The 26,277-nt window shown below is 62.8% G+C and carries 26 protein-coding genes; 11 read left to right on the forward strand and 15 right to left on the reverse strand.

The window, feature by feature from the left end; genetic code table 11:
• Positions 1–7 precede the first annotated feature (7 nt).
• The 3 genes from cyoE (at position 8) to HB860_RS05055 (ending at position 2,894) form a co-directional block, all read left to right on the forward strand.
• Positions 8–901 (forward strand): heme o synthase, encoded by an 894-nt coding sequence (cyoE, locus tag HB860_RS05045; RefSeq protein ID WP_010673685.1) that lies wholly within the window; start codon positions 8–10, stop codon positions 899–901.
• Positions 902–1,089: 188 nt separating this feature from the next.
• On the forward strand, positions 1,090–2,451 hold the full coding sequence (locus tag HB860_RS05050) for an MFS transporter (RefSeq protein ID WP_247625928.1): 1,362 nt from the start codon (positions 1,090–1,092) through the stop codon (positions 2,449–2,451).
• A 74-nt stretch (positions 2,452–2,525) separates the two neighbouring features.
• Entirely contained in the window at positions 2,526–2,894 is a 369-nt protein-coding gene (locus HB860_RS05055; protein ID WP_247625929.1) for a DUF1428 domain-containing protein, read from the forward strand.
• A gap of 88 nt (positions 2,895–2,982) precedes the next feature.
• Here the strand turns inward: HB860_RS05055 and tauD are convergent, their stop codons facing one another.
• The 6 genes from tauD to HB860_RS05090 form a co-directional block, all read right to left on the reverse strand.
• Positions 2,983–3,834, reverse strand: coding sequence for a taurine dioxygenase (gene tauD / locus HB860_RS05060; RefSeq protein ID WP_247625930.1), 852 nt, complete (start codon positions 3,832–3,834; stop codon positions 2,983–2,985).
• A 106-nt stretch (positions 3,835–3,940) separates the two neighbouring features.
• On the reverse strand, positions 3,941–4,771 hold the full coding sequence (gene tauC, locus HB860_RS05070) for a taurine ABC transporter permease TauC (protein WP_247625931.1): 831 nt from the start codon (positions 4,769–4,771) through the stop codon (positions 3,941–3,943).
• A complete protein-coding gene (tauB, locus tag HB860_RS05075; RefSeq protein ID WP_247625932.1) occupies positions 4,768–5,535 on the reverse strand; it encodes a taurine ABC transporter ATP-binding subunit in 768 nt (255 codons plus the stop codon). The genes tauC and tauB overlap by 4 nt, the downstream gene beginning before the upstream one ends.
• Positions 5,536–5,551: 16 nt before the next feature.
• On the reverse strand, positions 5,552–6,526 hold the full coding sequence (gene tauA, locus HB860_RS05080; RefSeq protein WP_247625933.1) for a taurine ABC transporter substrate-binding protein: 975 nt from the start codon (positions 6,524–6,526) through the stop codon (positions 5,552–5,554).
• A gap of 322 nt (positions 6,527–6,848) precedes the next feature.
• Positions 6,849–7,952, reverse strand: coding sequence for a YdcF family protein (locus HB860_RS05085; protein WP_247625962.1), 1,104 nt, complete (start codon positions 7,950–7,952; stop codon positions 6,849–6,851).
• Positions 7,953–8,101: 149 nt separating this feature from the next.
• Positions 8,102–8,995 (reverse strand): LysR family transcriptional regulator, encoded by an 894-nt coding sequence (locus HB860_RS05090; RefSeq protein ID WP_247625934.1) that lies wholly within the window; start codon positions 8,993–8,995, stop codon positions 8,102–8,104.
• 100 nt (positions 8,996–9,095) lie between these two features.
• On the opposite strand from HB860_RS05090, the gene HB860_RS05095 reads away from it, so the two are divergent.
• Positions 9,096–9,584 carry a DMT family transporter gene (locus HB860_RS05095; RefSeq protein WP_247625935.1) on the forward strand — a complete coding sequence of 163 codons (489 nt, stop codon included), beginning with the start codon at positions 9,096–9,098 and terminating at the stop codon, positions 9,582–9,584.
• A gap of 10 nt (positions 9,585–9,594) precedes the next feature.
• A complete protein-coding gene (locus tag HB860_RS05100; RefSeq protein WP_247625936.1) occupies positions 9,595–10,029 on the forward strand; it encodes a DMT family transporter in 435 nt (144 codons plus the stop codon).
• Between the two features lie 275 nt (positions 10,030–10,304).
• On the opposite strand, the gene HB860_RS05105 is transcribed toward HB860_RS05100, so the two are convergent.
• From HB860_RS05105 to HB860_RS05150, 9 genes are all read right to left on the reverse strand, one after another.
• Positions 10,305–10,547 (reverse strand): DUF3297 family protein, encoded by a 243-nt coding sequence (locus HB860_RS05105; protein WP_005332143.1) that lies wholly within the window; start codon positions 10,545–10,547, stop codon positions 10,305–10,307.
• A gap of 158 nt (positions 10,548–10,705) precedes the next feature.
• Complete coding sequence (locus HB860_RS05110; RefSeq protein ID WP_161653670.1) at positions 10,706–10,966, reverse strand: hypothetical protein; 261 nt, start codon at positions 10,964–10,966, stop codon at positions 10,706–10,708.
• 201 nt (positions 10,967–11,167) lie between these two features.
• Positions 11,168–12,505 (reverse strand): hypothetical protein, encoded by a 1,338-nt coding sequence (locus HB860_RS05115; RefSeq protein ID WP_247625937.1) that lies wholly within the window; start codon positions 12,503–12,505, stop codon positions 11,168–11,170.
• A 1,153-nt stretch (positions 12,506–13,658) separates the two neighbouring features.
• The gene (gene trpA / locus HB860_RS05120; protein WP_247625938.1) at positions 13,659–14,465 is read right to left on the reverse strand and encodes a tryptophan synthase subunit alpha; all 807 of its coding nucleotides are present in this window, start codon (positions 14,463–14,465) and stop codon (positions 13,659–13,661) included.
• The gene (gene trpB / locus HB860_RS05125) at positions 14,462–15,655 is read right to left on the reverse strand and encodes a tryptophan synthase subunit beta (protein ID WP_206220411.1); all 1,194 of its coding nucleotides are present in this window, start codon (positions 15,653–15,655) and stop codon (positions 14,462–14,464) included. The genes trpA and trpB overlap by 4 nt, the downstream gene beginning before the upstream one ends.
• 96 nt (positions 15,656–15,751) lie before the next feature.
• Positions 15,752–17,239, reverse strand: coding sequence for a bifunctional indole-3-glycerol-phosphate synthase TrpC/phosphoribosylanthranilate isomerase TrpF (gene trpCF, locus HB860_RS05130; protein ID WP_247625939.1), 1,488 nt, complete (start codon positions 17,237–17,239; stop codon positions 15,752–15,754).
• Complete coding sequence (gene trpD, locus HB860_RS05135; RefSeq protein ID WP_247625940.1) at positions 17,236–18,249, reverse strand: anthranilate phosphoribosyltransferase; 1,014 nt, start codon at positions 18,247–18,249, stop codon at positions 17,236–17,238. Before trpD ends, trpCF begins: the two co-directional genes overlap by 4 nt.
• 9 nt (positions 18,250–18,258) lie before the next feature.
• Positions 18,259–18,858 (reverse strand): aminodeoxychorismate/anthranilate synthase component II, encoded by a 600-nt coding sequence (locus HB860_RS05140; RefSeq protein WP_005323478.1) that lies wholly within the window; start codon positions 18,856–18,858, stop codon positions 18,259–18,261.
• An 80-nt stretch (positions 18,859–18,938) separates the two neighbouring features.
• Positions 18,939–20,576 carry an anthranilate synthase component 1 gene (locus HB860_RS05150; RefSeq protein ID WP_247625941.1) on the reverse strand — a complete coding sequence of 546 codons (1,638 nt, stop codon included), beginning with the start codon at positions 20,574–20,576 and terminating at the stop codon, positions 18,939–18,941.
• Positions 20,577–20,997: 421 nt separating this feature from the next.
• Here HB860_RS05150 and rnm point away from each other — a divergent pair, with 421 nt between their 5' ends.
• From rnm to tesB, 6 genes are all read left to right on the forward strand, one after another.
• On the forward strand, positions 20,998–21,879 hold the full coding sequence (gene rnm / locus HB860_RS05155; RefSeq protein ID WP_247625942.1) for an RNase RNM: 882 nt from the start codon (positions 20,998–21,000) through the stop codon (positions 21,877–21,879).
• A gap of 129 nt (positions 21,880–22,008) precedes the next feature.
• Complete coding sequence (locus HB860_RS05160; RefSeq protein WP_010673702.1) at positions 22,009–22,629, forward strand: L-threonylcarbamoyladenylate synthase; 621 nt, start codon at positions 22,009–22,011, stop codon at positions 22,627–22,629.
• Positions 22,622–23,503, forward strand: coding sequence for a segregation and condensation protein A (locus HB860_RS05165; protein WP_247625943.1), 882 nt, complete (start codon positions 22,622–22,624; stop codon positions 23,501–23,503). The genes HB860_RS05160 and HB860_RS05165 overlap by 8 nt, the downstream gene beginning before the upstream one ends.
• 35 nt (positions 23,504–23,538) lie before the next feature.
• Complete coding sequence (gene scpB, locus HB860_RS05170; protein WP_247625944.1) at positions 23,539–24,111, forward strand: SMC-Scp complex subunit ScpB; 573 nt, start codon at positions 23,539–23,541, stop codon at positions 24,109–24,111.
• 110 nt (positions 24,112–24,221) lie between these two features.
• The gene (rluB, locus tag HB860_RS05175; RefSeq protein WP_139439557.1) at positions 24,222–25,145 is read left to right on the forward strand and encodes a 23S rRNA pseudouridine(2605) synthase RluB; all 924 of its coding nucleotides are present in this window, start codon (positions 24,222–24,224) and stop codon (positions 25,143–25,145) included.
• Between the two features lie 259 nt (positions 25,146–25,404).
• Positions 25,405–26,277: an acyl-CoA thioesterase II gene (tesB, locus tag HB860_RS05180; protein WP_247625945.1), complete on the forward strand. Its 873-nt coding sequence runs from the start codon at positions 25,405–25,407 to the stop codon at positions 26,275–26,277.

The raw sequence follows: 26,277 nt of genomic DNA on the forward strand, positions 1-26,277 counted from the left end.
GGTTGATGTGATGATGAAGCAATACCTGCAAGTGACCAAGCCGGGCATCATCTTCGGTAACCTCATCTCGGTTATCGGCGGCTTCCTGCTGGCCTCGAAGGGGAGCCTGGATGTGCCCCTGTTCATCCTGACCATGGTGGGGGTGTCACTGGTGGTGGCCTCCGGTTGCGTGTTCAACAACTACATCGACCGGGACATCGACTGCATCATGGAGCGCACCAAGAACCGCGCCCTGGTGAGGGGGCTCATCGCCCCCGGTGTGTCGCTCTGGTATGCGACGGCCCTGGGCGTTGCGGGCATTGCACTGCTCTACTTCGCGGCCAATCCGTTGGCCGCCTTGCTGGCGGTGCTGGGCTTCCTGGTCTATGTGGGGGTCTACAGCCTCTACATGAAGCGTCATTCGGTCTACGGCACCCTGGTCGGCAGCCTCTCCGGCGCCGCGCCACCCGTCATCGGCTACTGCGCGGTGAGCGGTCAGTTCGACTCGGGGGCGCTTATCCTGCTGGCTATCTTCAGCCTGTGGCAGATGCCGCACTCCTATGCGATTGCCATCTTCCGCTTCAAGGATTACCAGGCCGCCAACATCCCGGTGTTGCCGGTGGTGAAGGGGATCCCGGTGGCCAAGCTCCACATCACCCTCTACATACTGGCGTTCATGGTGCCGACCCTGATGCTGTTCCTCGGCGGCTACGCCGGTTACAAGTATCTGGTGGTGGCCACCGCGGTGAGCGTCTGGTGGCTGGGGATGGCGCTGTCCGGTTACAAGGCGGCGGTGGATGACTCCCTCTGGGCCCGCAAGCTGTTCATGTTCTCCATCGTCACCATCACGTGTTTGAGCGTGATGATGTCGGTGGACTTCCAGCCGGACGCAGCGCCCGTGCTGGTGAGCATGCTGCCCTGAGGCAGATGCCAGCCAGACTCGGTGTTGTGATGCAACGCGGGAAAATCAATAGAATCCAGAGCCGGGAACCTTCCCGGCTCTGTTATTATGAGGCCCGCCCCACGGGGCACCTTGTCGGTTTTTTCGGGTGTGGCGTGCCTTGTCATCCGCCCCTTTCTGTCTCCTCTCCCTGACCTATCGAGGCCATCATGAATGATTTCACCATGACGAGGGGCGAGCGCCGCGCGACCTGGGCGCTCGGCTCCGTCTTCTCGCTGCGCATGCTCGGCATGTTCATGGTCCTGCCGGTGCTGACCACCTACGGCATGTCCCTGGCGGGCGCCTCGGAGGCGCTCATCGGCCTTGCCATCGGCATCTACGGCATGACCCAGGCCCTGTTCCAGATCCCCTTCGGCCTGCTCTCCGATCGCATCGGCCGCAAGCCCCTCATCGTCGGCGGCCTGCTGATGTTTGCGCTGGGCAGCGTCATCGCCGCCCTGAGCGACTCCATCTGGGGGATCATCGTCGGGCGCGCCCTGCAGGGGAGCGGCGCCATCTCCGCCGCCGTCATGGCGCTCCTGTCGGATCTCACCCGGGAGCAGAATCGCACCAAGGCCATGGCCTTCATCGGGGTGAGTTTTGGCATCACCTTCGCCATCGCCATGGTGACAGGCCCCCTGATCACCCAGGCGGTGGGACTCTCCGGTCTGTTCTGGCTCATCGCCCTGCTGGCGCTGGCGGCCATCGCCATGGTGATCTGGGTGGTGCCGACCCCGGCGGCCCACCTGCAGAATCGCGAGTCCGCCATGGTGCGGGGCGGTTTTCGCACCGTGCTCACCAACCCGCGCCTGCTCAAGCTCAACCTCGGCATCCTCTGCGTTCACACCCTGCTGATGTCGAGCTTCGTGGCGCTGCCGCCCCTGCTCGAACAAGCGGGCCTGGCTCGGGAGCACCAGTGGCAAGCCTATCTGGTCACCATGCTGGTCGCCTTCGTGAGCGTGGTGCCCTTCATCATCTATGCCGAGAAGCACCGCCAGATGAAGCGGGTCTTCATCGGGTGCGTGGGGGTGATGCTGGCCGCCGAGCTGGTGCTCTGGCAGAGCGGCCTGCAGCTCTGGGGCCTGCTCGCCGGGCTGCAGCTCTTCTTCATCGGCTTCAATGTGATGGAGGCCCTGCTGCCGTCCCTCATCAGCAAGGAGTCCCCGCCCGGCTACAAGGGCACCGCCATGGGGGTCTACTCCACCAGCCAGTTCCTCGGGGTCGCCATCGGCGGCAGCCTGGGGGGCCTGCTCTACAGCCTGGGGGGCGGCCCCCTGGTGTTTGGCGGCTGCGCCGTGCTGGCCCTGCTCTGGCTCGGGGTCAGCCTCACCATGGCGGAGCCTCCTTATGTGAGCAGCCTGCGCATCGTGCTGCCGGAGGGGGTCGAGGCAACCCCGGCGCTGGAGCAGCGGATCCGCGCCTGCGACGGGGTGAGCGACGTGCTGCTGGTGCGCGAGGAGCACTCCCTCTACGTGAAGGTGGACAGCAAGCGCCTGACCCGCAGCGATCTGGAGCGGCTGGTCTCTCTCTGAGGGTGACCGGGCCCCGAGGGCGGCCAGGGGCACGGCTGCTATGCTGAGATCCTCAACCACAGGAGGAACCTCTCATGTCATATGTAGACGGATTCGTGATCGCCGTGCCCACGGTCAACAAGCAGGCCCTGATCGATCATGCGGGGCTGTTTGACCCCATCTTTCTCGAATATGGGGCCACCCGGGTGCTGGAGTGCTGGGGGGATGACGTGCCCCACGGCAAGCAGACCGACTTCTACCGCGCGGTGGCGGCCAAGGAGGACGAAGCCGTGGTCTTCTCCTGGGTGGAGTGGCCGAGCAAGGCGGTGCGGGACGAGGCCATGACCAAGATGATGAAGGACCCCAGGATGGATCCAACCAGCCCCACGCACCAGACCATGCCCTTCGATGGCGCCCGCATGATCTTCGGCGGCTTCACCACTGTGCTGGAGCTCAAGGGCTGAGGGCCGTCAGCGACCCCCAGGCCTGTCAGAAATGTCAAAGCCCGCCATTCGGCGGGCTTTTTCATTGGGCGAGGGGACGTCGCGCGAGTCAGCTCGGGCGCCAGAAGGGCTTGTCCCCGAGGATGGTGGCCCTGTGCATCACCCGGCGTGCCGGCAGGTAGTCGGCATTGGCATAGTGCTGGGTCACCCTGTTGTCCCAGATGGCGATGTCGTTCTCCCGCCAGCGCCAGCGCACCTGAAACTCGGGGCGGCGGATGTGCTCGAACAGAAAGCCGAGCAGTGCCTCGCTCTCCTTGGCGGGCAGCCCGGGCAGCCGGGTGGTGAACCCCTCGTTGACGAACAGGGCCTGCCGGCCGCTCACCGGATGGGTGCGGATCACCGGGTGGCGCAGGGGCGGGTGACGGGCCACGGCAGCCTGCCAGCGCTGTCGCTCCTCCTCGCTGCCGTCGTGGCGGTGAGCCGGGAAGGACTTGGTGAAGTCGTGCTCGGCTTCCAGCCCCGCCAGCAGGGTTTGCAGGGGTGGGGAGAGCGCTGCCAGCGCCGCTATGCCGCTGGCCCAGAGGGTGTCCCCCCCGGTGGGAGGCAGCTGCTTGGCGGCCAGAATGGCCAGCGCCGGGGGAGTTTCGATGAAGGTCACGTCGGTGTGCCAGTTGTCGTTGTCCGGCGGATTGTCGTCGTGGGTATCGAGCACGATGATCTCCTCGGCCTCCTCCGTGTGGGGGTAGACGGGGTGGATATGCAGATCCCCGAAGCGGTTCGCCAGCGCCCGCTGCGCTCGCGGGGGGATGGGCTGGTCGCGAAAGAACAGCACCTGGTATTTGAGCAGGGCGCGGTGGATCTGCTCGAACTGCCCCTGGGTCAGGGGCTCGGCCAGATTGACGCCGGCGATCTCGGCGCCGATATGGGGGCCCAGGGGGCTGATGGTCAGCTTGTCGGTCATTGTCTTGCTCCATGCCAGGGGGTGAGCCTGCGCTGCAGGGCGCACAGGCCCAGTTCCAGTACGAAGGTGATGTCAAGGATCACCATGGGAGCGGTCAGCTTGTGGTTCATTGTCCTTCTCCGTGCCAGGGGGTGAGCCTGCGCTGCAGGGCGCGCAGGCCCAGTTCCAATAGGAAGGCGATCAGGGCGATCACCAGAATGCCTGCCAGCACCACGTCGGTGGCGAGGAACTCGCCGGCGGACTGCACCATGAAGCCCACCCCCCGGGTGGCGGCGATCAGCTCGGCCGCCACCAGGGTGGACCAGCCCACCCCGAGTCCGATGCGCAGCCCGGTCAGGATGTCCGGCAGGGCGCCTGGCAGGATCACGTGCCACAGCACCTGGGGCCGGGATGCTCCCAGCGCCTGGGCCGCCCGTACTCGCACCGCGTTGGCGCTCTGCACCCCCGCCAGGGTCGCCAGGGCCACGGGGGCGAAGATGGCCAGATAAATGAGCAGCACCTTGGAGGTCTCGCCTATGCCAAACCAGATCACCATCAGGGGCAGGTAGGCGAGTGGCGGCACCGGGCGGTAGAGCTCGATGAGGGGGTCCAGCACGCCGCGCACCGTGGGGCTGAGCCCCATGGCGATACCCACAGTGATGCCAAAAAAGGCCGCCGCGACCAGGGCCACCAGGATGCGGCCGAGGCTCGCCCCCAGGTGCTGCCACAGGGTGGCATCCATAAAACCCTGGGGCCCGGCGATGGCAAAGAGCTGTGCCAGCACCCGCTGTGGGGGCGGCAGGAACAGGGGGTCGACCCAGCCAAGGTGAGCCACCAGCCACCACAGGGCCAGCAGGACGAGCAGGGTGGCGAGGCTCAGGGTCAGACGGCGGGGCAGGGGCCAGCCCGCTGCGCGTGCGTGGGTGACATCCCGTTGCCGGGCGAGGGCGAGGGTCATGGGAAGGCCTCCCGCTCTGCGAACACTCGCTCCAGCACGTATTCACGGCGCTCGATGAAGGCCGGGTCGGACTTGATGCTGCGGCAGGGCTCCCCGGCGGCGAAGCGGCGACCGAAATCCAGGGTCAGCCGCTCCATCACCCGTCCGGGGGAGGAGGAGAGCAGCACCAGCTCGGTGGCCATGAAGATGGCCTCCTCGATGTCGTGGGTGATGAGCAGCACCTGGCGCCGATGCTCGTGCCACAGGCGCAGCAGCAGGGTCTGCATCTGCTCCCGGGTGAAGGCGTCCAGGGCGCCGAAGGGCTCGTCCAGCAGGAGCAGGCGGGGCCGGGTAGCCAGGGCTCGGGCGATGCCGACCCGCTGGCGCTGGCCGCCGGAGAGCTGCCAGATGGCGCGATCGCCGGCGCCTTCCAGCCCCACCTGGCGCAGCAGTGCCTGGGCCTGTTCGGTGCGCTCGGCCCTGGGCACCCCCGCCAGTTGCAGGCCGAGGGTCACGTTGTCCAGCACGTTGCGCCAGGGCAGCAGCCCCTCACTCTGGAACACCACGCCGCGCTCGGCGCCGGGGCCGGTGACCTGTTTTCCCTCGAGGCTTATCTGGCCGTGGTGGCAGGGCTCGAAGCCCGCCACCAGGTTGAGGAGGGTGGTCTTGCCCGAGCCCGAGGGGCCGAGCACCACCATCAGCTCCCCCTCGGGCAGGGAGAGGCTGATGTTGTCGAGCACTCGCCTGCCGGCGTACTCGGCGGACACATGAGAGAGCAGCAGCATGGTCGTCTCCTCCGATTTACTGGGCCACGGCTTTCACGAAGCGATCGGTCACGAACTGGCGGTAATCCGAGGCGGCGCTTGGCACCTTGCCCTGGCTCTCGAGGAAGCGGGCGGTATCGATGATGGTCTGGTTGACCAGGCTGCCCAGCTCGGCGCTCTGGGCCTTCGCATCGAGATAGGTATTGCCCTTCACCAGGGCGGGGACGTCCGCCTCGGGAACGCCGCTCAGCTTGGCCAGCTTGGCGAGGTTGTCCGGCTTGGTGAGCCAGCCGTCGGGGTTGGCCAGGTAGTCGCGCTGGGCGGCCAGGGTGCTGTTCACGAAGGCCTGCACCACTTCGGGGTGGGCCTTGGCAAAGTCCTTGCGCACCACCCAGACGTCCAGGGTCGGCGCCCCCCAGTCACCCACCTGGGCGGAGTCGGTCAGCACCTTGCCCTCCCTGGTGAGCTGGTTGAGGGCGGGGGCCCAGACATAGGCGCCGTCGATGTCTCCCCGCTGCCAGGCGGCGATGATGGCCGGCGGTTGCAGGTTGACGATCTGCAGCGTCGCGGGGTCGACGTTCCAGTGCTTGAGGGCCGCCAGCAGGCTGTAGTGGGTGGTGGAGGTATAGGGCACGGCGATGCGTTTTCCCGCCAGATCCTCTGGCCCGGTGAGCCCCTGTTTCACCACCAGGGCCTCGGACTCTCCGAGCTTGGAGGCGAGCAGGAACACCTCGATGGGCAGGTTCTGGCTCGCCGCCACCGCCAGGGGGCTGGAGCCGATGTTGCCTATCTGCACATCGCCGGAGGCGAGCGCCCGCACCACGCTGGCGCCGCTGTCAAACTTGCGCCAATCCACGGTGGCGCCGCTCTCCCTGGCGAAGGTGTTGTCGGCCTGGGCCACCTTGGCGGGCTCGGCCGAGGTCTGGTAGGCCACGGTGACCTCGAGGGCCTGGGCGGACTGGCCGAGCAGCACTGAGGCCGCGAGCCACAGAGAGATGCCTTTTGCTGTCATGATGCACTTCCTTGTTGGGGGTGTTGGAAGCCACATCTTTATCTGAACATCCCCGAGTGCGAAGGAACGAGAAGGGTGCTCTCATGCCGTTTGGTTCTTAGAAAAAGAACGGTAAATCAATGATCTGTTTGAGATATGCCGGGAGGTGAATAGCTTGCTCGCCCACCGTCTATCGAATGGCTGGCGCAAGGGGCAAAGCGCCAGACCCCAGGGGCCGGAAAGTGCGCACAGGGGCAGGCCAGCAGGGAGGGCAGAGGGGCCGCAGTGGCTAGCAGGGGGAGGTGAGGGGCTTGGGCCCCGCCAGGGTGGCGGGGCCAGGGGATCAGCGCTCCACCAGCGGCGCCGAGCGGTAGCTCCAGAGGCCATAGGTGCGCAGGGCATCCCGGTAGATGCCGAGCAGCTCCTCGGGGCTTGCCTTGGCCAGGGCGGAGAGGGGCTTGTCCGGGTAGGCGACGCTGTCGATGCGGATATTGGCCGGGCCGCTCTGCCAGCAGGCGATTTCCAGCAGGGTCTGACCCCGGCGCACGTGGCTCGCCGAGCTCACCAGGGTGGCGTATTCAATCTCGTGGCGGGCGAGGGCATAGCCGCTGTAGAGGGCGTTCTCCACCGTGCTGGTGGCGTAGTTCTCCTCGATGATGCGGGAGCGGTCGATGCCCTTTTTCGCCAGCCAGTCCGCCATCAGCTTGCCCTCGGTCTGGCGGTTCTGGGGCACGCCGCCGGTGAGGATGACGAGGGCCGCCGGATCGGCCTGGGCCAGGGCGCGGGTGGTCTCGAGGCGCCCCAGCAGGATCTCGTGCATGGAGCCATCGGGATTGAGGGCATAGCCCAGGGTGACGATGGCGCGGCGCCCCTTCTTCTCGCCCCGTCCCTGACGCTCCTTGAGGGGGGTGGCGACCACCCGGTCCACGGTGGCGAACAGCCGCTGCAAGTCGGCGGCGCGACCGGCGTTGAGCTCGCCGACCCGCTTGAGGTAGCCATCGGACTTGGCCTGATCGCCCTTGAAGCGCTGCCAGGTGGCGAGATAGGTGTTGATGTCCAGATCGTCCGGCGCGGCGGTGAGGGCCTGCTCGAACAGGGCGATGGCCCTCTCCACGTTGCCGTTGTAGATCTGGGCGTTGGCCGCAGAGATGAGCAGATCGGTGCGATAGGGCTCGAGCTGGTGCGCCTCCAGCAGCAGGGTGGTCACCTGCTCCATGTTGCTCGGCATCTTGGCGGTGAAGCCCGCATCCGAGACCCGGGCGGGGGAGTGGAAGATGCGGGCGGCGTCCGCCAGCAGCTGATCCACCACCTGGCGCTTGCTGATGTACTGCTCGTAATTCTGCTCCTTTTGCAGGGAGCGCACCGGGGCGGCCCAGGCATCGGATGCGACAAAGAGTGGCAGCGCCAGCAGGCTGGTGAGGGTCAGGGCAATCGCGGTTTTCTTCATCATGGGGCTCCCCCTGGGGTGAGGGGCGCGATACCGTGGCTCGTCCCCTGAATGCTTTTCCAATAAAAACAGATGCTTGGTTTGCTGCCTACTCTACTCCCTTCCCGATGAAAAAAACGTGAACCCTTCCGGTTATCCCGATGGCGCCCTCAGCGCAACCCCAGCCGCTCCTGCAGGAAGGCCAGCCAGGCCTCCACCTTGGCGGGCAGGTGGCGGCGCCTGGGATAGACGCACCAGATGCCGTGCTCGGGCAGGGCATGGTCCGGCAGCACGGGCACCAGTCGGCCGGCGGCGAGATCCCGCGCCACGATGAAGTCCGGCATGTTGCCGATGCCGAGCCCCGCCAGCAGCGCGGTGTGGATGGCATCGCTGTTGTTGACCTCGAAATTGCCCCTGGGGGTGATGGCCACTTCCCCCTCGGGCCCGTGCAGCCGCCACTGGGTGCCGCCGCGAAACAGGGAGTAGAAGAGGCAGTTGTGGCGCTCGAGATCGGCCGGGGTGCGGGGCGTGCCGGCCTGCGCCAGGTAGGCAGGGGCGGCGCACAATGTGCTGAGACAGGGGGCGAGGCGGCGGGCGACCAGGCTCGAGTCCTCCAGCTCGCCGATGCGCACCGCCACGTCGAACCCCTCGGCCACCAGATCCTGCTGGGCATCGCTCATCTCGAGCTGCAACTGCACCTCGGGGTGGAGGGCGAGAAACTCGGGGACAAGGGGGGCGATGTGGCGCCGGCCATAGACCATGGGCACAGTCACCCGCAGCAGGCCGCGGGGGGCCGATTGCAGGGCGCCGATGGCATCTTCCCCGTCGCTGGCCAGGCGCACCGCATGGCGCACCGTCTCGAAGTAGCGCTCCCCCGCCTCGGTGAGGGTGAGGGAGCGGGTGGTGCGATAGAGGAGCTGGCAGCCGAGGGCCTGCTCGAGCTGGCTCACCTTCTTGCTCAGCACCGACTTGCTGAGACCGAGCTGGCGGGCGGCGCCGGAGAAACTGCCCGACTCCACCACGGCGACGAAGGCCGGGAGCAGGGCGAAGGCATCCTGGTTCATGCTGTTCTCAATATGGAAACAATGTTGTTCCAGCAGCGTAGATTATCCCCAAATCAAAAACAATTTACCCTGCTCGTCAGTTCAACCAAGGAACAACCCCATGATCCCCCCGCTTGTTGACCGCGGCCCTGGCCGCCCCGCCCTCGGCCAGACACTCGGCCAGAGCATAGGCGCCCTGGCCGCCTTCGCCGCCGGCCTGCTGCTGGCGCTGATGATCGCCCAGAACGGCGCCCTGGCCCGCGCCACCGACCCCTGGCTCGGGAGCTGGCTGGCCCACGGGGTCGGCAGCCTGGTGGCCGCGCTCTTGTGGTGGTTCTCCCCAAGGCCCCCGACGCCGGAGGCGGCCCCGCCCTGGGCCTGGCTCGGCGGTCTGCCGGGGGCGCTCACCGTGGTGCTGGCAGCCCTGTGCCTCAACTCGCCCCTGGGCATGGCGGGCACCCTGGCCCTGCTGCTGCTCGGCCAGCTGCTGTTTGGTGCCCTGTGCGATGGCCTCGGCTGGCTCGGACTGGCTCGCCGCCGCCCCTCGGGAAAAGACGCGCTCGCCGCCCTGCTGGTGATGGCCGGCGCCCTGCTCATCGTACTCGGTTAGGAGAAATACCATGACCCTATTGATCCTGCTGGGACTGCTGAACGGCGTGGCGGTGAGCCTGTCGCGCACCCTCAATGGCCGCCTCGCGAGCGCCCGGGGCGCCATGACGGCGTCGCTGGCCAACCACCTGCTCGGCTTTGGGCTGCTCGGCGCCCTGCTCATCCTCAAAGGGGCGCCCTGGGAGCGGCTCGCCGGGCTCGATCCCTGGCTGCTGCTCGGCGGCGTGCTGGGGGCGCTGTTCGTCGCCATCAGCAGCTGGGCCATAGGCCGGGTCGGCGCCCTGGCCTGCGCCCTGCTCATCGTCACGGGCCAGTTGGCGGGGGGCGCACTGCTCGATGCCCTGGCCGGACGGCTGGCAGCGAGCGATCTGCTCGGCATCCTGCTGGTGCTGGCGGGCGCCGCGCTGCAACGCTGGCAGGGCGGCAAGCCGCGCTCCCGAGGATGAGTGGTGCGGCGATGGCCTGGGTAAACCGGCAGGGATGACAAGAGCGCCACCCTTGCCTCGATCTCAAAGGTTGCCCGCCAGCCGGATCAGGGCTCTGGTGGAAGGGAAAAAGGCGAAAGAAAGGGAAAGGAAGAAAAAGGAAGGCAAAGGAGAACAAAGAAAGAGAGCCCACCTGTAATCCTGGGCTGCCCCCAAAACGCAGAACACCGGCGCAAGGCCGGTGTTCTGAATTAACAAGGTCGCGCCCTGCTCGGGGTATCGCGAGCATACGCAGCTTAGGCGTAGAAGGCCTCGACGGTGCCCTTGACGGTGATCAGCATGGCATTGCCGTAGCGATCCTTGGCCTTGGGGGAGGGGATCTTCACCCAACCTTCGCTGATGCAGTACTCCTCGACATTGGTGCGCTCCTTGCCGTTCACGCGAATGCCGATCTCGTGCTGGAAGCACTCTGCCACATGGTGCGGGCTGCGCGGGTTGGCCGCCAGACGGTCGGGCAGTGCAGGTTTGTTGTCGCTCATTTTATAGACCTGAGTTTGATAAAAAGTGGGTCATTGTAGGCAATGCCCGCCATGGGCTCAAGGCTGGGTTGCGTCCCATGGGGGTGGACAAGGCCAAGCTACAGTTGCAAGCTAGGCGTCCTAATTTTTAGCAATCAAACTTCTTGGCATGCATAGTTTCACCAGCTGACCTGTGTTGTGAAATGCGATTCGGTTGCTCCCACAAGCTTTACTGTAAAGCCACGTGATTCCAAAATTGCAATCGCTCCTTGTAGTTCTCCATCGTGCACGGATTCTTTGCTGAAAATATTTGTGGCAGAGGTGGCTCCAGTTTTAGATATTGCTTCAATCGTTTGGCTAATTTGTTGCGCGATTTCCTTTGCGCCGTAACTAGACGACTCTGCGTTTGCACGTGCTTGATCTGCAGTAATTTCGGACATACAAGGGCTCCTTAGTAATAGCTTACTCTAACGCCTCAATAATTGGCCACCGAAGGGAGGTTCAACCTTGAGGCTACATTAATTTAATAGTTATATCAAAACTGGGATACCCACCTTTTGTATGCTGGCTATGTAGCGTCTTGCTAAGAAAGGTGGGTGTCCTACTCCGAAGCATCAAAGTTTATAATTTCAGGCCCGCTATTAATGTTTTGGTTCTGCAGTTTCCTCCACATCAGATTTTTTTGTTTCTGCAATTTCACTCAACTTGCTTGAGTACTTATATCCGTACACTTTTTCATATCCTCTATAAAACTCTTTAGAATCACGAAACTCTCTAAATAATGGCCAGTCATGATATGAAAGTTCGGTTATTAATTCACCTTGCCTTCCAATTTTACACATAACTTTTTCTGCTTCTGAGTAATCACCTGTAAGAATAGAGTAGGCTAACTTAAAATCATAAGTGGTCGCTGACCAATCTTTCTTATCTAATATAGCCTTTGCTTCTTTTTTCTTATTAATAGAGCAAAGTGCAATAGCATGATTTACTGAAAATATCCTTTCCATTTCGTCTGTAGATATTTTTGGGAGATTTTGAGAAAATTTGCTAATCGATATGGCATTACTCCAGTGTTCCATATGTAAATAATCAAATACGATACTGCTAAGGTGGGCATCAGCTTTTTCTAGCTCATCCTCTAATGTCTTTCTCCAGAGAGTGTGCCCTAACATTGTTCCGACATAGGCTACCAACATACATGACTGAAAAAGATATTTTTCTCCTATTTCAAGTTGATAACCAACTTCCACCTCATCTTTTATCTTATAACCGACTTCTCTACAGATATCTAAATACTGCTTGCTTACAATACCATCACAGTGAGTAAACAGGTTCCTTCTCTGGGAAAGTTCAATGAAAGCTGGCCATTCATCGAATTTCGTAAGTTTTATCGAAAATTTTCCTTCAAGATCTTTAAATTGGTCAATGTAACCCTTCCTTCTTAGGGTTTCTATTTCTTTATCTAAAAAAACTTGGCGAAGATCATTCATTGACTCATATTTTAATACTTCTGATAATGATATCTCTTTATTTATGTTATTGTATAAGTTAGGGTTTTTACTATACAACACAGCTACTAAATCGCCAATAAACTTATCAAAAACAGATAGCAAACTTATAAATAAACTTCTTTCTAGAGTAGTGAAAGGTGAGGCTCTATTATGTCTTTCGATTTCTCTTATAGTTTTTCTAAGTAACTTCACAGTCAATACTCTAGCTGTTTCATCTTTTTCTTGTTTAAGCGATGTCACGTGTTTTTCAGCATCGGCTTTCAATTTCCTAGCATTGTCATTATAGGACGTAACCGAAGATGTTATATGTTCTTTAGCGCAATCTTCTATATCAAGTATTTTATGCAGAAAGGTATCAATAACGTCTTTAACGTCAAGTGAATACGATGGTTCTAATGGATTGTCATCACCGGTCACTGCCTTCTCTGGTTCATCTGTCATTGCTATAGTATCGGTATGACTATTCACTTAATTTTCTCCTTTATGATAAGGGATGGGAGCTGCACGTTCTAATTAAAATTATATTGAGGATAGTGTCAGATTTATAAAAACCACCCTAGTAAATTCACGCCACTCTCATCACTTCTTGGGTAAATAAATGTTAAATCATGTTATTACTTGTGTGCTATTGCATTTATCAATGCAGTCTGCAGCCTTGCGTTTTAATTAACCAAGATGAAAAGCAAATAATCAGACATGCATCAAAAATGCCTCTCGATGTCATTTTTAACAGACAAAGCTACCGCCCCTGAGTTCCAGCCCCCAGTGCGCTGCATTTAACCCGCGAGATAGCAACAATCGCTTTCATGACACGCTCCCGAGAGACGGATTGTTGTTGGCTATCTTAAGGGGCCGGATTGAGACATGGAAAGAGGAAGTTGATAGAAGTCTGAGCCGGTTCAACCAATTAGTGAGCAACAGCTGCTTTGAGTAGGTCGTTGGGTTAGCAGAAGAGCGAAAACTCCCCTCACCCCAGCCCTCTCCCGGAGGGAGAGGGAGCTTGTCTGCGGTTAGACGGGGGCTGTGGGCTGGCACGGTTTTGATCCCCCTCCAAACCGCCGAGTCGAACTCTGTGGGTCAGGAGCGCCGTCAGGGATGACGGCGCAGCCGCAGTTGGTACAGGGATGTACCATCTGCGGCGTTCCGTCCGACCCAGAGAGCGAGATGAGGGAAACCGCCGCAGGCGGGCGGCTTGGCGGGGTGGCCTTTCTTTTGGTGACTTTTCTTTGGCCACGCAAAGAAAAGTCACTCGCCCCGGCCCGAAGGGCGGGCGAAACCCCATCGAGGGCAGAGCCCTCGCGTTCCATGCGGCGAAGCCGCATCAGGGGGCCAACCGCTGGCTAGGGCGTTCGGATTAACTCCGCCCGGATCGCGAATGTCCGAATACGCTGCGCTATTCGAACCTACTGGCACACATCAAATCGATAACCTTCGGCGAACCCTGATCCCTCTCACCCTGGCCCTCTCCCGGAGGGAGAGGGCCAGGGTGAGAGGAAGCAAAAGAGATAAATAGAAAAGGGAGCCCAAGTGGGCTCCCTTTATGCTGGCTGGCTGGCTGGCTGGCTGGCTGGCTGGCTGGCTGGCTGGTCAGGGTCAACGGCATGTGACCCTATACCTGCCCCTACTTATTGGTTGCGGCCTTCATCCCTTCCACAAACTCCTTCAGGCGAGTGAGCATATGTTCCGGGTTCTGGTGGTGGGTCTCGATGATCTTGACCACGGCGGAGCCGGAGATGGCACCGGCGGCGCCGGCCTTGATGGCCTCGCGTACCTGGGCCGGTTCGCTGATGCCAAAACCGAGCAGGGCGGGGGGGGCATTGAACTCGCGCAGTGTATTGATGAGGCCATCCACCGGCATGCCTGCCTTGGTCTCGGCGCCGGTGACGCCAGCGCGGCTCACCAGATAGGTGTAACCAGAGCCCAGCTCGGCAACGGCCTTGAGCGTCTCGGTGTCACCGTTGGGCGGGGCGATAAAGATGCTGTCGATGCCGAACTTGTCGGCCGCCGCCTTGTAGGGTTCGCACATCTGCACCGGCACGTCCGCCACCAGCACGGAGTCCACCCCCGCCTGCTGGCACTTCTCGTAGAAGCCATCGATGTGGCGCACATAGACCAGGTTCGCGTAGACCAGCAGGCCAATGGGGAGCTCCGGGTACTTGGCGCGGATGCGAGCGAGCAGGGTGAAGCAGTCGTCCGGGGTGGTGTGGCTGGCAAAGGCCCGCAGGGCGGCACCCTGAATGGTGGGGCCGTCCGCCACCGGATCGGAGAAGGGAATGCCGAGCTCCAGGGCATCGGCGCCCCCTTCGACCAGGGCATCGATGATGGCCAGGGACAATTCGGGGGTGGGGTCACCCAGCATCACGAAGGGCACGAAGGCGCCCTGATTGGCCTTGTCCAGACGGGAGAAGAGTTGTGCGTAGCGATTCATGACAAGGTTCCTTCTTTCTCGAAAATGTCGGCAACGGTGAAGATGTCTTTGTCGCCACGGCCGGAGAGGTTGACGATGAGCACCTGCTCTTTCTCCGGTTCACTGCGGGCCATCTTGAGGGCGTGGGCCAGGGCGTGGGAGGATTCCAGCGCCGGTATGATGCCTTCGGATTTGGCCAGCTCCTGGAAGGCGTCCAGCGCCTCCTTGTCGGTCACCGAGGGGTACTCGGCGCGGCCGATGGCCGCCAGGTGGGCGTGCTGGGGGCCGACGGAGGGGAAGTCCAGACCCGCCGAGACGGAGTAGGACTCCTGAATTTGGCCCTGGTTGTCCTGCATCAGGTAGGAGTGCATACCAAAGAAGACCCCCTTGCTGCCGTGACCCAGCGGCGCGCCGTGCTCGCCGCTCTCGATACCGTGACCACCCGGCTCGACGCCGATCAGACGTACTTCAGGGTTGTCGATAAAGTCGGCAAACATGCCGATGGCGTTGGAGCCGCCGCCGACGCAGGCGATCACCGCATCGGGCAGGCGCTCTTCCTTCTCGAAGCACTGGGCCTTGGCCTCTTCCCCGATCATCTTCTGGAACTCCCGCACGATTGTGGGGAAGGGGTGGGGGCCGGCGGCGGTGCCGAGCAGGTAGTGGGCCGATTCATAGTTGGCAGCCCAGTCGCGCAGCGCCTCGTTGCAGGCATCCTTGAGGGTGCTGGAGCCGGAGTGCACTGGTATCACGGTGGCCCCCATCAACTTCATGCGAAACACGTTCGGCTTCTGGCGCTCGCAATCCTTGGCACCCATGTAGACCCGGCACTTGAGGCCGAGCAGGGCGCAGGCCAGCGCAGTGGCGACCCCGTGCTGACCGGCGCCGGTCTCGGCGATGATCTCTTTCTTGCCCATGCGCTTTGCGAGCAGGGCCTGGCCCAGCACCTGGTTGGTCTTGTGGGCGCCGCCGTGCAGCAGATCTTCACGCTTGAGGTAGAGCCGGGTCTTGGTCCCCTTGGTCAGGTTGCGGGTGAGGGTCAAGGGGGTCGGGCGACCGGCATACTCGGTCAGCAGGGTCTGAAACTCGGCAATGAAGGCCGGGTCATCCTTGGCATCGACGAAGGCCTTCTCCAGCTGGAGCAGGGCGGGGATGAGGATCTGGGGCACATACATGCCACCAAATTCACCGAAAAACGGATTGAGCAGGGTCATGATCTATTCCTTGTAGCTAAAAGCGAAATCGAAACGTCAATAGGGTGTCGCATCAGAGGGCGTACAGGGCACGCTTACCGTTGGCGCAGGGCACTCTTACAGTTGGCGCAGAGCGCCAAAGGCCGCCGCCAGCTTGTGCGCATCCTTCTGGCCCGGGGCACTCTCCACCCCGGAGTTGAAATCAAGGCCGAGGCAACCCACCCGGGCCGCCTGCAGGGCGTTGTCGGGGTTAAGGCCGCCCGCCAGCATCAGCCTGGCTTTATCGAGACTTCCCAGCAGGGCCCAGTCGAATGCCTGGCCGGTGCCGCCGCTCTGGCTGCCCACTTTGGTATCGAGCAGCAGGCGATCCGCCGGGTAGTCGAGGGAGGGCAGGGGCTCGCCGCTTGTGATGCCGACAGCTTTCCAGATCTGGCAGCCTGCCGGCAGCAGGGAGCGCAGGGTCTCGATATAGGCGGCGTCCTCGTCCCCGTGCAGTTGCACGGCGGCGAGGTTCAGGGCCTCCACCGTCTTGGCGATGGTGGCGGGCTGGGCATTGCGAAACACCCCCACATAGGAGAGCGGCGCACCCGCCATGACGGCGCGGGCGGCGGGAATGTCCACGTAGCGCGGGCTCTTGGCTACAAAAATCAGGCCACCGAATACGGCACCCGCCTGATGGGCGGCGGCGGCATCTTCGGGGCGAGTGAGGCCGCACACCTTGTTCTGGCCGAGCACCAGCTTGCGCACCGCCGCCTCCAGATCCGGTTCGCTCATCAGGGAGGAGCCCACCAGGAAGCCCTTGGCATGGGCGCGCAGCTCCGCCACCTGGGCGCGGTGGTTGATGCCGGACTCGCTGATGACCACCCGATCGGCGGGGATCTCGGCCGCCAGCTGTTGGGTGCGGGCAAGATCCACGCTCAAATCCCGCAGATCCCGGTTATTGATGCCAATCACGGGGGCGCCGAGGGCGACGGCGCGATCCCGCTCCTCTGCATTGCTCACCTCGGTGAGCACCCCTAGACCTAACTCTTTGGCCACCTTGAACAGGGCGCGATAGCCCTCGTCGGTGAGCACGGAGAGCATCAAGAGGATGGCGTCCGCCTGATAGTAGCGGGCCAGATAGACCTGATAGGGGTCAATCATGAAGTCCTTGCAGAGCACCGGCTGCTTGACCCGGCCACGCACCCTGGGCAGGAAGGCAAAATCCCCCTGGAAGAACTGCTCGTCCGTCAGCACAGAGATGGCTGTGGCATAGTTGCCATAGATGTCGGCGATGGCCTCCGGGCTGAAGTCGTCACGGATCAAGCCCTTGGAGGGGGAGGCCTTCTTGCATTCGAGAATGAAGCGGGTGGAGCCTGCCCGCAGGTCGCCCTCGAAGTCCCGATCGCTTGGCACCAGGGCGCCCTGGAAGCTCTCCAGGGGCTGGGCCAGCTTGCGGGCCGCGACCCACTCCTGCTTGGCGGCCACGATTTTGCCGAGAATGGTCTGGTTGATGGACGCCCGATTCAGGAAGGCATCGGGGGAGGAGAGGGGGTCGAGCATCTCGATATCCTTGCTAAGAGTGGTACTGCCTTGTTGGCTGCCGTGAGTACTGACTGACATCATGCCTCCTGATGGCTCAGGGTGGCGAGGGCCTGGGCGAGCAGGCGGGTTTCACCGCTTGCAAGCTTGGCCAGCACGTGTGCGGCCGCCTGCTTGAAGTCCGGGGCCTTGCCCGCCATCACCAGCAGCGGCGCCACGTTGGCGGCGATGGCGGCGTTGTGGGCCGCAGTGCCTTCCCCCGCCAGTATGGCGTCCGTGATGGCGCGGTTCTCTTCCGGCTCCCCCCCTTGAATGGCGCTGACCGGGTAGGTCTCGAGGCCAAAGTCGGCCGGGGTGAGCAGGTATTCGCGAATTTCGCCGTCACGGATCTCGGCCACCTGGGTCGGACCGTGAATGGCCACTTCGTCCAGCCCGGCGCCGTGTACCACCATACCGGTTTTCAGCCCCAGTGCCAGCAGGGTTTCGGCGATGGGACGCACCAGCTCGGGAGCATAGACCCCCATCAGCTGGTAGCTGGGGCGGGCGGGGTTGATAAGCGGCCCCAGGACGTTAAATAGCGTCCTGGTCTTCAAGGCCTGGCGCACCGGCATGGCGTGGCGCACCCCGGCGTGGTACTGGGGGGCGAACAGGAAGCAGATGCCGAGCTCGTCCAGACAGCGGCGAGCCTGGGCCGGGCTCATGTCGAGCTTGATCCCCATCTTGTCCAGCAGATCGCTCGAACCGGATTTGCTCGAGACGGAGCGGTTGCCGTGCTTGGCGACTTTCAGGCCGCAGGCGGCGGCCACCAGCGCCGAGGTGGTGGAGACGTTGATGGTGTTGAGGCCATCGCCACCTGTGCCGACGATGTCGCAGAACGCATAGTCCGGGCGCGGGAAGGGACGGGCCTCCGCCAGCAGGGCCTCGGCGGCGCCGGCGATCTCCTCCGGGGTCTCCCCCTTGAGCTTGAGGGCGGTGAGCAGGCTCGCGAGGACGATGGGATCCACTTCGCCACGGACCACCTGGCCGAAGGCGTCGCGGGCGGCGTCGCGGGTGAGAGACTGCCCCTGATAGAGGGTGTTGAGATGTTGATGCATGGGGTCTCCTTACCGCACGTGGCTTTCTGGACGGGTGATGTGGGCGAGCGCCTGGGTCAGCAGGCGGGCCCCTTCAGAGGTCATGATGGATTCCGGGTGGAACTGGAAGCCCAGCACCCGCTCGTCCCGTTGCTCTATGGCCATGGGCATGCCCTGATAGTGGGCAATCACCTGCAACTCCTCCGGCACATAGGTCGCCACCAGGGAGTGGTAGCGGGCCACCGGCAGCGGGCTCGGCAACCCCGCGAAGGCGCCGTGACCGTTGTGCTCAATCAGGGATCGCTTGCCGTGGACGATTTCCCCGGCCGCCCCGACTGTGCCGCCGTAGGCTTCGCACAGGGCCTGATGACCGAGGCAGATGCCGAGGATGGGCACCCGGCCGCGGGCTAGCTTGATGAGATCGATGAGGCAGCCCGCCTCGTGGGGGGCGCCCGGTCCCGGGGAGAGCACCAGCACGGCATCGCCGTCACAGGCTTCTATCTCCTGCATGATGCGGCTCGCCGGCAGGCTGTTGCGGTAGATGCGTACCGGGTAGCCCAGGGTGCGGAACTGATCCACGAGGTTGTAGGTAAACGAATCGAAGTTGTCGAGCAGGAAGATGTTAGTCATGGGTCTGCTCCTTCGAAGTGCGGAACTGATCGGCCAAGGCGTTGTAGGTAAACGAATCGAAGTTATCGAGCAGGAAGATGTTAGTCATGGCTCACGTCCTTATGTTGCTCCTGCTGGGCGCTCAGGGCTTGCAGGGAGGTGCCATGGCTGGCGGCGATGGCGGCCAGCACGGCGGCCGCCTTGGCGCGGGTCTCGTCCGCTTCGGCTTGGGGCTTGGAGTCATAGACCACGCCGGCACCGGCCTGGACATGGGCCAGACCCGCTTTCACGAAGGCGGAGCGGATGACGATGCAGGTGTCCATCTCCCCCGCGCCGTTGAGGTAGCCCACGGCGCCGCCGTAGCTGCCGCGGCGCTTGCCTTCCACCATGCGGATAAGCTCGCTGGCCCGCAGCTTGGGGGCGCCGGTCAGGGTGCCCATGTTCATGCAGGCCTGATAGGCGTGCAGGGCGTCAAGATCGGAGCGAAGGCGGCCCACCACCCGGGAGACCAGGTGCATCACGTGGCTGTAGCGATCCACTTTGAGCAGATCCTTCACGTAGCGGGTGCCGGGCTCGGAGATGCGGGCGATGTCGTTGCGACCGAGATCCACCAGCATCAGGTGCTCGGCCACCTCTTTCTCGTCCTGGCGCAGCTCCAGCTCGATGCGACCGTCGAGATCCAGATTGATGCTGCCATCGGGGTTGAGGCCGCGGCGGCGGGTACCGGCGATGGGGTACATCTCCACCTGGCGGCTGGCGGCGCAGAACTTGACCGCGCTCTCCGGGGAGGCGCCAAACAGGGTGAAGCCCTCGTCCTGCACATAGAACATGTAGGGGCTGGGGTTGGTCTGCTTGAGGCGGCGATAGGCGGCCAGCGGGTCGGGGCAGGGGAGGGAGAAGCTGCGGGACGGCACCACCTGGAAGATGTCGCCACGGCGGATGAAGCCCTTGAGCTTCTCCACCTCGGCGCAGAACTGCTTGTCGCTCTTGTCGATCTGGAGGTTGCCAGTGAGCGACTTGGCGCCCTGCGTCCCCGGTTGCGGCTGCTGGCAGGTCTGCTTGAAGGCCTCGAGGCGTGCGGTCAGCTGGGCGTAACGCTCATCGAGCTGGCGTTCGTCCTGCTCGCCGCCAAAGAGGCAGGCCAGCAGGGCCGTGCTCTGCTTGATGTGATCTATGGTGATCAGGGTCTCGGCCACATAGAAGCAGTAGTCGGGGCAGTCGTTGCTCCCTTCCGGCACCTCGGGCAAGTCTTCAAAGGAGGCGATGAGGTCGTAGGCGAAGCTGCCCCCCATGAAGAGGGCCTCTTTGCCCTGCGGGCATTGCAGCTCCCGTTGCAGGGTGCGCAGCACGTCCAGCACGCTGCTGCCCTTGAGGCGGCTGTCTTCGTCAAGGGTGCGGTCGGAGGCCGGGAAGTCGAGCTGCAGCTCGTCCGCCACCCGGGTCTGGGTGATGACGGCGGGGAGGCGCTGTTCGAGCAGGCGCTGCAGCGCGGCGCCGTTGCTGGTGAGGGCGCGAACCCGCACCGTGCGGCCACGGCACTCGATGCGCAGGCAGGCATCCACCAGCAGCAGGCTCTGGGTGCCGGCCTTGGAGTCGATCTCCACCGATTCCAGCAGCAGGTTGTTGGGCTTGTGCTGGCAGAGCTGGGTGTAGAGCGCCAGGGGATCTGTCACATAAGGGGCATTGAGCCGGATGGTGTCGAATTCGCCCAGGGGTAACCGGGTCTTGTTGCCTGTCATAATGCCTTCCCTTGCATGTGTTGTGTGTAACCGATGGTCATGGCGTTTCTCTCGAGTTGGGATTGGATTTTCGTCACGTCAGCGAGTTCGCCATCGCCATGTCAGTGCACTTGTCTGAATTGTCGGTTTCATCACAGGTCCATTTGCCGGATAATAAAAAAGCCCGCTGGGGTCAGCGGGCTTTTTCTTTGGGTTCTTAATTTGCTGTCAGATTACAGGTACAGCAACGACCACACGCCCGCATGTCAGGGAGTGTGCCACCACCAGATGGTCAGGATGGAAGTCGTTTGCATGATAGCGTCCTGTAAAAAGATGTTTGCAATGAAGTGCCTACAGAAAACGATAAAGCCGCGGCCAAGTCAAGTCGCTTTTTTGCCTTCTTTTTCCCAAGCAGGCCCCCTGATGAGAGCGAAACAAGCCGATGAGATTCGATCTTCACTGTCATACCACGGCCTCGGATGGCGTGCTGAGCCCTGCCGAACTGGTGCGCCGCGCCGCCGAGAAAGGGGTGGAGGTGTTAGCGGTCACTGACCACGACACCCTTGACGGGCTTGATGAAGTCCGTCAGACGATCCAGAACGAACAGTTGCCGCTGCGACTGGTGAGCGGGGTCGAGATCTCCACCGGGTGGGAGCACCACGAGATCCACATAGTGGCGCTCGGGGTGGATGAAAAAAATCCGCAGCTGGTCACCTTCCTGGCCGGTCAGCGGGCCCGCCGCGAGGCGCGCGCCCAGGAAATAGGGCGCCGTCTGGAAAAGTGCCTCATCCCGGGCACCTATGAAGAGGCCAAGCAGCTCGCGGGTGACGCCGCCGTGACCCGGGCCCATTTTGCCCGGGTGCTGGTGGCGCGCGGGGTGGCCGACAACATGCAAAAGGTATTCAAGAAGTACCTGAGCCGGGGCAACAAGGGCTATGTGCCCGCCGAGTGGCCCGAGATGGGAGAGGCCATCGCGGCCATTCATGCCGCGGGCGGGCTGGCGGTGCTGGCCCACCCGAGCCGCTACAGCCTCACCGCCAAGTGGATCAAGCGGCTGCTGGTGGCCTTCAAGGCGGCCGGTGGCGATGCCATGGAGGTCTCTCTGCCCCAGCAGAGCCCCCAGGAGCGGGCCAATCTCGGCCAGTGGGCCAAGGAGCACGATCTCTATATCTCGGTGGGGTCCGATTTTCACTTCCCCTCCAACTGGACCGAGCTGGGCCGCCATCTGTGGCTGCCCAAGGAGGGCATGCCGCTCTGGCTCGGGCACCCCGATCACTTCGGGCTCAGCCAGGAGCAGCATGCCAGCCTGCTGGCCAGCCGCTGAGCACAATGGGCGGGCACGGATCTTTGGTACGGGCGAGTCTGTGCCAAACAGGTTAAGGTAGTGTCATGGGCCAAGGGGCCCTTGACCATGAAGCGGGCACCCGGCGTGCCCCTATCGCGAGAAGAGCATATGAGTCAGCATTTTTACGTACATCCGGACAACCCCCAGGTTCGCCTCATCAGCCAGGCGGTGCAGATCCTGCAAAACGGCGGCGTCATCGTCTATCCCACCGACTCCGGTTACGCCCTGGGCTGCCAGATGGGCAACAAGGATGCCCTGGAGCGCATCTGCCGTATCCGCCGCATCGAGCCAAACCACGACTTCACCCTGGTGTGCCGGGATCTCTCGGAGATCTCCACCTACGCCAAGGTGGACAACACCGCCTTCCGGCTGGTGAAGAACAACACCCCAGGGCCCTACACCTTCATCTTCAAGGCCACCAAGGAGGTGCCGCGCCGCCTGATGAACGAGAAGAAGAAGACCATCGGCATCCGGGTGCCCGCCAACAATATCGCGCTCGCATTGCTGGAGGCGCTCGGTGAGCCGCTGCTCTCCACCACCCTGATCCTGCCGGGCTCCGAGATGGCGGAATTCGACCCCGAAGAGATCGCCGACAAGCTCGGCAAGCAGCTGGATCTGGTGGTCAACGGCGGCTATCTGGGCGAGCAGCCCACCACTGTGGTGGACTTCTCCGACGACGAGCCCGTGCTGCGCCGTCGCGGTGCCGGGGATCCGACGCCGTTTGAGTGATACTGCCGAGCCCGTACCCGAGGCGGTGATCGCGCCGGGTGCGACGGGGGAGGCCCTGCTTCCCCCGCCCATCGCGAAAGTACTGGGGCAGCCCTACCATGAGCTGCCCCAGGATTTGTTTATTCCGCCCGATGCGCTCGAGGTGTTTCTCGACACCTTCGAGGGGCCGCTGGATCTGCTGCTCTACCTCATCCGCCGTCAGCAGCTCGACATCCTGAACCTGCCGATCCTGCAGATCACCGCCCAGTACATGGAGTACGTGGAGCTGATGCAGGGGCTCAATCTGGAGCTGGCGGCGGAATACCTGCTGATGGCGGCCTGGCTCGCGGAGATAAAATCCCGCCTGCTGCTGCCCAAGGCGCCGGAGCTGGAGGACGAGGAGGAGGGGGAAGACCCCCGCGTCACCCTCATTCGCCGGCTGCAGGAGTACGAGCGCTACAAGCTGGGCGCAGAGCGGGTCAACGCCTTGCCGAGGCTGGAGCGGGAGATCTTTATCGCCTCGGCCCTGCCACCGGATTTTGGCGCCTTGAAGCCGCTGGCCCCCGATGTTTCACTGGTTGAGCTCGCCCTTTACATGCAAAGTGTGGTAAAACGCGCGACTCATTTTGAACATCACCAGATCCGCCGCGAGCAGATCCCGACCCGGGTGCGCATGGCGGAGATCCTCGCCATGTTGTCCCTGGGGCAGACCCTGCGACTGGAGCAGGTGCTGCGGGCCGAGGAGGGGCGCATGGGGGTGCTGGTGACCTTCCTGGCCCTGCTGGAGCTGTGCAAGGAGCAACTGATCTGGATCCTGCAGGCAGAACCCCTGGGGCCTATTCACTTTGCCCTGGCCAGCCTGCACGAGGAGAGCGAACGTGGCGCTGCCCACTGAACGACTCAAGACCCTGACTCAGGGAGGGATGCGTCATGGCGCTGCCGGCTGAACGGCTGAAGACCCTGATCGAGGCGGCGCTGTTTGTGGCCGGTCGTCCGCTCAATGTCAGCGAGCTGAAAAGCAGCGTGCTGGCGGATTACCCTGTCACCAGCCGCTATGTGCAGCTGCTGCTGGCGGAGCTCAGGCAGGACTACAGCGAGCGGGGGGTGGAGCTCAAGGAGGTCGCTTCCGGCTGGCGTTTCCAGGCCCGTCAGGAGTACGCCGAGGAGCTGTCGCGCCTGTGGAGCGAACGGGCGCCCCGATATTCGCGCGCCGTGTTGGAAACCCTGACGCTGATTGCCTATCGTCAGCCCATCACCCGGGCCGAGATAGAAGCCATCCGCGGGGTGGCGGTATCGAGCCAGATCATCAATACCCTGAAAGAGCGCGGCTGGGTGCGCAGCATAGGTCAAAAGGAGGTGGTGGGTCGCCCCGAGCTGCTCGCCACCACCCGAGAGTTTCTGGACTATTTCAATCTGCAGAGTCTGGAGCAGCTCCCCGAGCTGGATCCCGAACTGCACACCCCCTTGCCGGTCATGCTGGGCGAGGGGAGCGACGGTCAATAAGCGGCAGGCCGTCTTGAGAATGAACGTGGTGACGATGCCCGAGGGTGTGTCACAGGAGTCAATGTTGTCCGCTATGTCAGCGGGCAGCGATCAACAATCAGGTAAACCCGATGAGTGAAAAACTGCAAAAAGTATTGGCCCGCGCGGGTCAAGGCTCCCGTCGTGAGATGGAGGCCCTGATCACCGCAGGTCGGGTCAGCGTGGATGGCAAGGTCGCCATGCTGGGGGATCGCGTCGAAGTCAACGCCGTGATCCGGGTGGATGGTCACCAGGTCAAGACCCGTGCGGCCGAGGAGCAGATCTGCCGCGTGCTGGCGTACCACAAGCCCGAAGGGGAGATGTGTACCCGCCACGATCCGGAAGGTCGTCCCACCGTGTTTGATCGTCTGCCCAAGATGGACGGGGCCCGCTGGATTGCGGTGGGTCGCCTCGACGTCAACACCTCCGGCCTGCTGCTGTTCACCACCGACGGCGAGCTTGCCAACCGGCTGATGCACCCGAGCCACGAAGTGGAGCGGGAATACGCGGTGCGCGTCTTTGGCGAGATCACCGAAGCCATGCTGCAGCGCCTGCGCAAGGGCGTGCAGCTGGAAGACGGCATGGCCAAGTTCAACAAGATCAAGCCAGCCGGCGGTGAAGGGCTGAACCAGTGGTTCAACGTCACCCTGACCGAGGGGCGCAACCGTGAAGTGCGCCGCCTGTGGGAATCCCAGGAAGTGCAGGTGAGCCGCCTGATGCGGATTCGCTACGGTGACGTTACCCTGGATCGCGGCATCCCCCGCGGTGGCTGGCAGGAGCTCAAACTGCCCGAGGTGAACTACCTGCGCGGCCTGGTCAACCTGCCCAACGAGACCGAGTCCAAGGTCGACCTGCAGCAGGATGGCAAGAGCACCCGCCACAAGCAGGCCGCCCAGATCCGTCGCGCCGTCAAGCGCCACAAGGAGATGCAGGGCAAGGAGCCGCGAGCCCGTGCCACCACGGCCCGCCGCAAGCCGCAAGCCTCGACCCGCAACTCAGGCACCGGCAGCAAGTAAGCCGCCACCACGGGCCTCTCGCTCCGGACAAGCCACAAGCCCGCACCCCATGGTGCGGGCTTTTTTGTTGCCGGCGATTCTCCTCCCCTTGGTGAAGGGGGATGCAGCCAGAGTTGTCTCTGTGTGGGTTGGCGATCGCCATGCTCCTCCCCCTCAGAGAGGGGTCGGCCGGGAGGGGGGGCTGTGAGATGTGCATCAGGATGGTTGCCCTGCCGGGACTGGCTTGTTAGCCTTTCGCGCACAGATACAGGAGAAACCAATGAGCAAGGTACTGGATGAGCTGCTGGCACTGCTGGCGCTTGAGAAGATCGAGGAGGGCCTGTTTCGGGGCCAGAGCCAGGATCTCGGGTTGCGATCCGTGTTTGGCGGGCAGGTAATGGGGCAGGCCTTGTCAGCCGCCAAGCAGACGGTGGCCGGGGATCGCCAGGTCCACAGCTTCCACTCCTACTTCCTGCGTCCGGGGGATGCCAACAAGCCCATCGTCTACGACGTGGAGAACATCCGCGACGGCCAGACCGTCTCCACCCGCAGGGTCAAGGCCATCCAGGGCGGCAAGCCCATCTTCTACCTCAACGCCTCCTTCCAGGTGGAGGCCGAGGGCTTCGAGCATCAGGCCCAGATGCCCGAAGGCATCACGCCCCCCGAGCAGCTCAAGAGCGAGCTGGAGCTGGTGCGCCCCTACGAGCAACTGATCCCCCCGGCTTTGCGGGACAAGATCCTGTGCGAGAAGCCCCTGGAGATCCGCCCCGTGACCCTGGTCGACCCCATTCGTCCGGATGTGCACGAGCCCCTGCGCTACACCTGGTTCAAGGCCAACGGCACTGTGCCGGACGATCAGCGGGTTCACAACTACCTGCTGGCCTATGCCTCCGATTTCCACTTCCTGTTTGCCGCCCTGCAGCCCCACGGGGTGTCGTACTGGGAGCCGGACATGCAGGTGGCCACCATAGATCACTCCATGTGGTTCCACCGGGAGTTCCGGCTGGATGACTGGCTGCTCTACGTGGTGGACAGCCCGAGCGCCAGCGGCGGTCGTGGCCTGGTACGCGGCCAGTTCTTCACCCGCGACGGCGTGCTGGTGGCGAGCACCATGCAGGAAGGGGTGATCCGCCGCCGGGGCACTGGCGCATGA

Source organism: Aeromonas genomosp. paramedia, from assembly GCF_023093515.1.
In the GTDB taxonomy this organism is placed as follows: Bacteria; Pseudomonadota; Gammaproteobacteria; order Enterobacterales; family Aeromonadaceae; genus Aeromonas.

Bases quoted from the DNA above. Each gene is read 5' to 3' on its own strand.
- trpCF (WP_247625939.1), bottom strand. From the start codon at position 17,239: ATGATGTCAGTCAGTACTCACGGCAGCCAACAAGGCAGTACCACTCTT.
- trpD (WP_247625940.1), bottom strand. From the start codon at position 18,249: ATGCATCAACATCTCAACACCCTCTATCAGGGGCAGTCTCTCACCCGC.
- rluB (WP_139439557.1), top strand. From the start codon at position 24,222: ATGAGTGAAAAACTGCAAAAAGTATTGGCCCGCGCGGGTCAAGGCTCC.
- tauD (WP_247625930.1), bottom strand. From the start codon at position 3,834: ATGACCGACAAGCTGACCATCAGCCCCCTGGGCCCCCATATCGGCGCC.
- scpB (WP_247625944.1), top strand. From the start codon at position 23,539: ATGGCGCTGCCGGCTGAACGGCTGAAGACCCTGATCGAGGCGGCGCTG.
- HB860_RS05110 (WP_161653670.1), bottom strand. From the start codon at position 10,966: ATGTCCGAAATTACTGCAGATCAAGCACGTGCAAACGCAGAGTCGTCT.
- HB860_RS05140 (WP_005323478.1), bottom strand. From the start codon at position 18,858: ATGACTAACATCTTCCTGCTCGACAACTTCGATTCGTTTACCTACAAC.
- tesB (WP_247625945.1), top strand. From the start codon at position 25,405: ATGAGCAAGGTACTGGATGAGCTGCTGGCACTGCTGGCGCTTGAGAAG.
- trpA (WP_247625938.1), bottom strand. From the start codon at position 14,465: ATGAATCGCTACGCACAACTCTTCTCCCGTCTGGACAAGGCCAATCAG.
- trpB (WP_206220411.1), bottom strand. From the start codon at position 15,655: ATGACCCTGCTCAATCCGTTTTTCGGTGAATTTGGTGGCATGTATGTG.
- HB860_RS05090 (WP_247625934.1), bottom strand. From the start codon at position 8,995: ATGAACCAGGATGCCTTCGCCCTGCTCCCGGCCTTCGTCGCCGTGGTG.
- HB860_RS05100 (WP_247625936.1), top strand. From the start codon at position 9,595: ATGACCCTATTGATCCTGCTGGGACTGCTGAACGGCGTGGCGGTGAGC.
- HB860_RS05055 (WP_247625929.1), top strand. From the start codon at position 2,526: ATGTCATATGTAGACGGATTCGTGATCGCCGTGCCCACGGTCAACAAG.
- tauA (WP_247625933.1), bottom strand. From the start codon at position 6,526: ATGACAGCAAAAGGCATCTCTCTGTGGCTCGCGGCCTCAGTGCTGCTC.
- HB860_RS05085 (WP_247625962.1), bottom strand. From the start codon at position 7,952: ATGAAGAAAACCGCGATTGCCCTGACCCTCACCAGCCTGCTGGCGCTG.
- HB860_RS05095 (WP_247625935.1), top strand. From the start codon at position 9,096: ATGATCCCCCCGCTTGTTGACCGCGGCCCTGGCCGCCCCGCCCTCGGC.
- HB860_RS05150 (WP_247625941.1), bottom strand. From the start codon at position 20,576: ATGACAGGCAACAAGACCCGGTTACCCCTGGGCGAATTCGACACCATC.
- HB860_RS05160 (WP_010673702.1), top strand. From the start codon at position 22,009: ATGAGTCAGCATTTTTACGTACATCCGGACAACCCCCAGGTTCGCCTC.
- tauB (WP_247625932.1), bottom strand. From the start codon at position 5,535: ATGCTGCTGCTCTCTCATGTGTCCGCCGAGTACGCCGGCAGGCGAGTG.
- tauC (WP_247625931.1), bottom strand. From the start codon at position 4,771: ATGACCCTCGCCCTCGCCCGGCAACGGGATGTCACCCACGCACGCGCA.
- HB860_RS05050 (WP_247625928.1), top strand. From the start codon at position 1,090: ATGAATGATTTCACCATGACGAGGGGCGAGCGCCGCGCGACCTGGGCG.
- HB860_RS05105 (WP_005332143.1), bottom strand. From the start codon at position 10,547: ATGAGCGACAACAAACCTGCACTGCCCGACCGTCTGGCGGCCAACCCG.
- rnm (WP_247625942.1), top strand. From the start codon at position 20,998: ATGAGATTCGATCTTCACTGTCATACCACGGCCTCGGATGGCGTGCTG.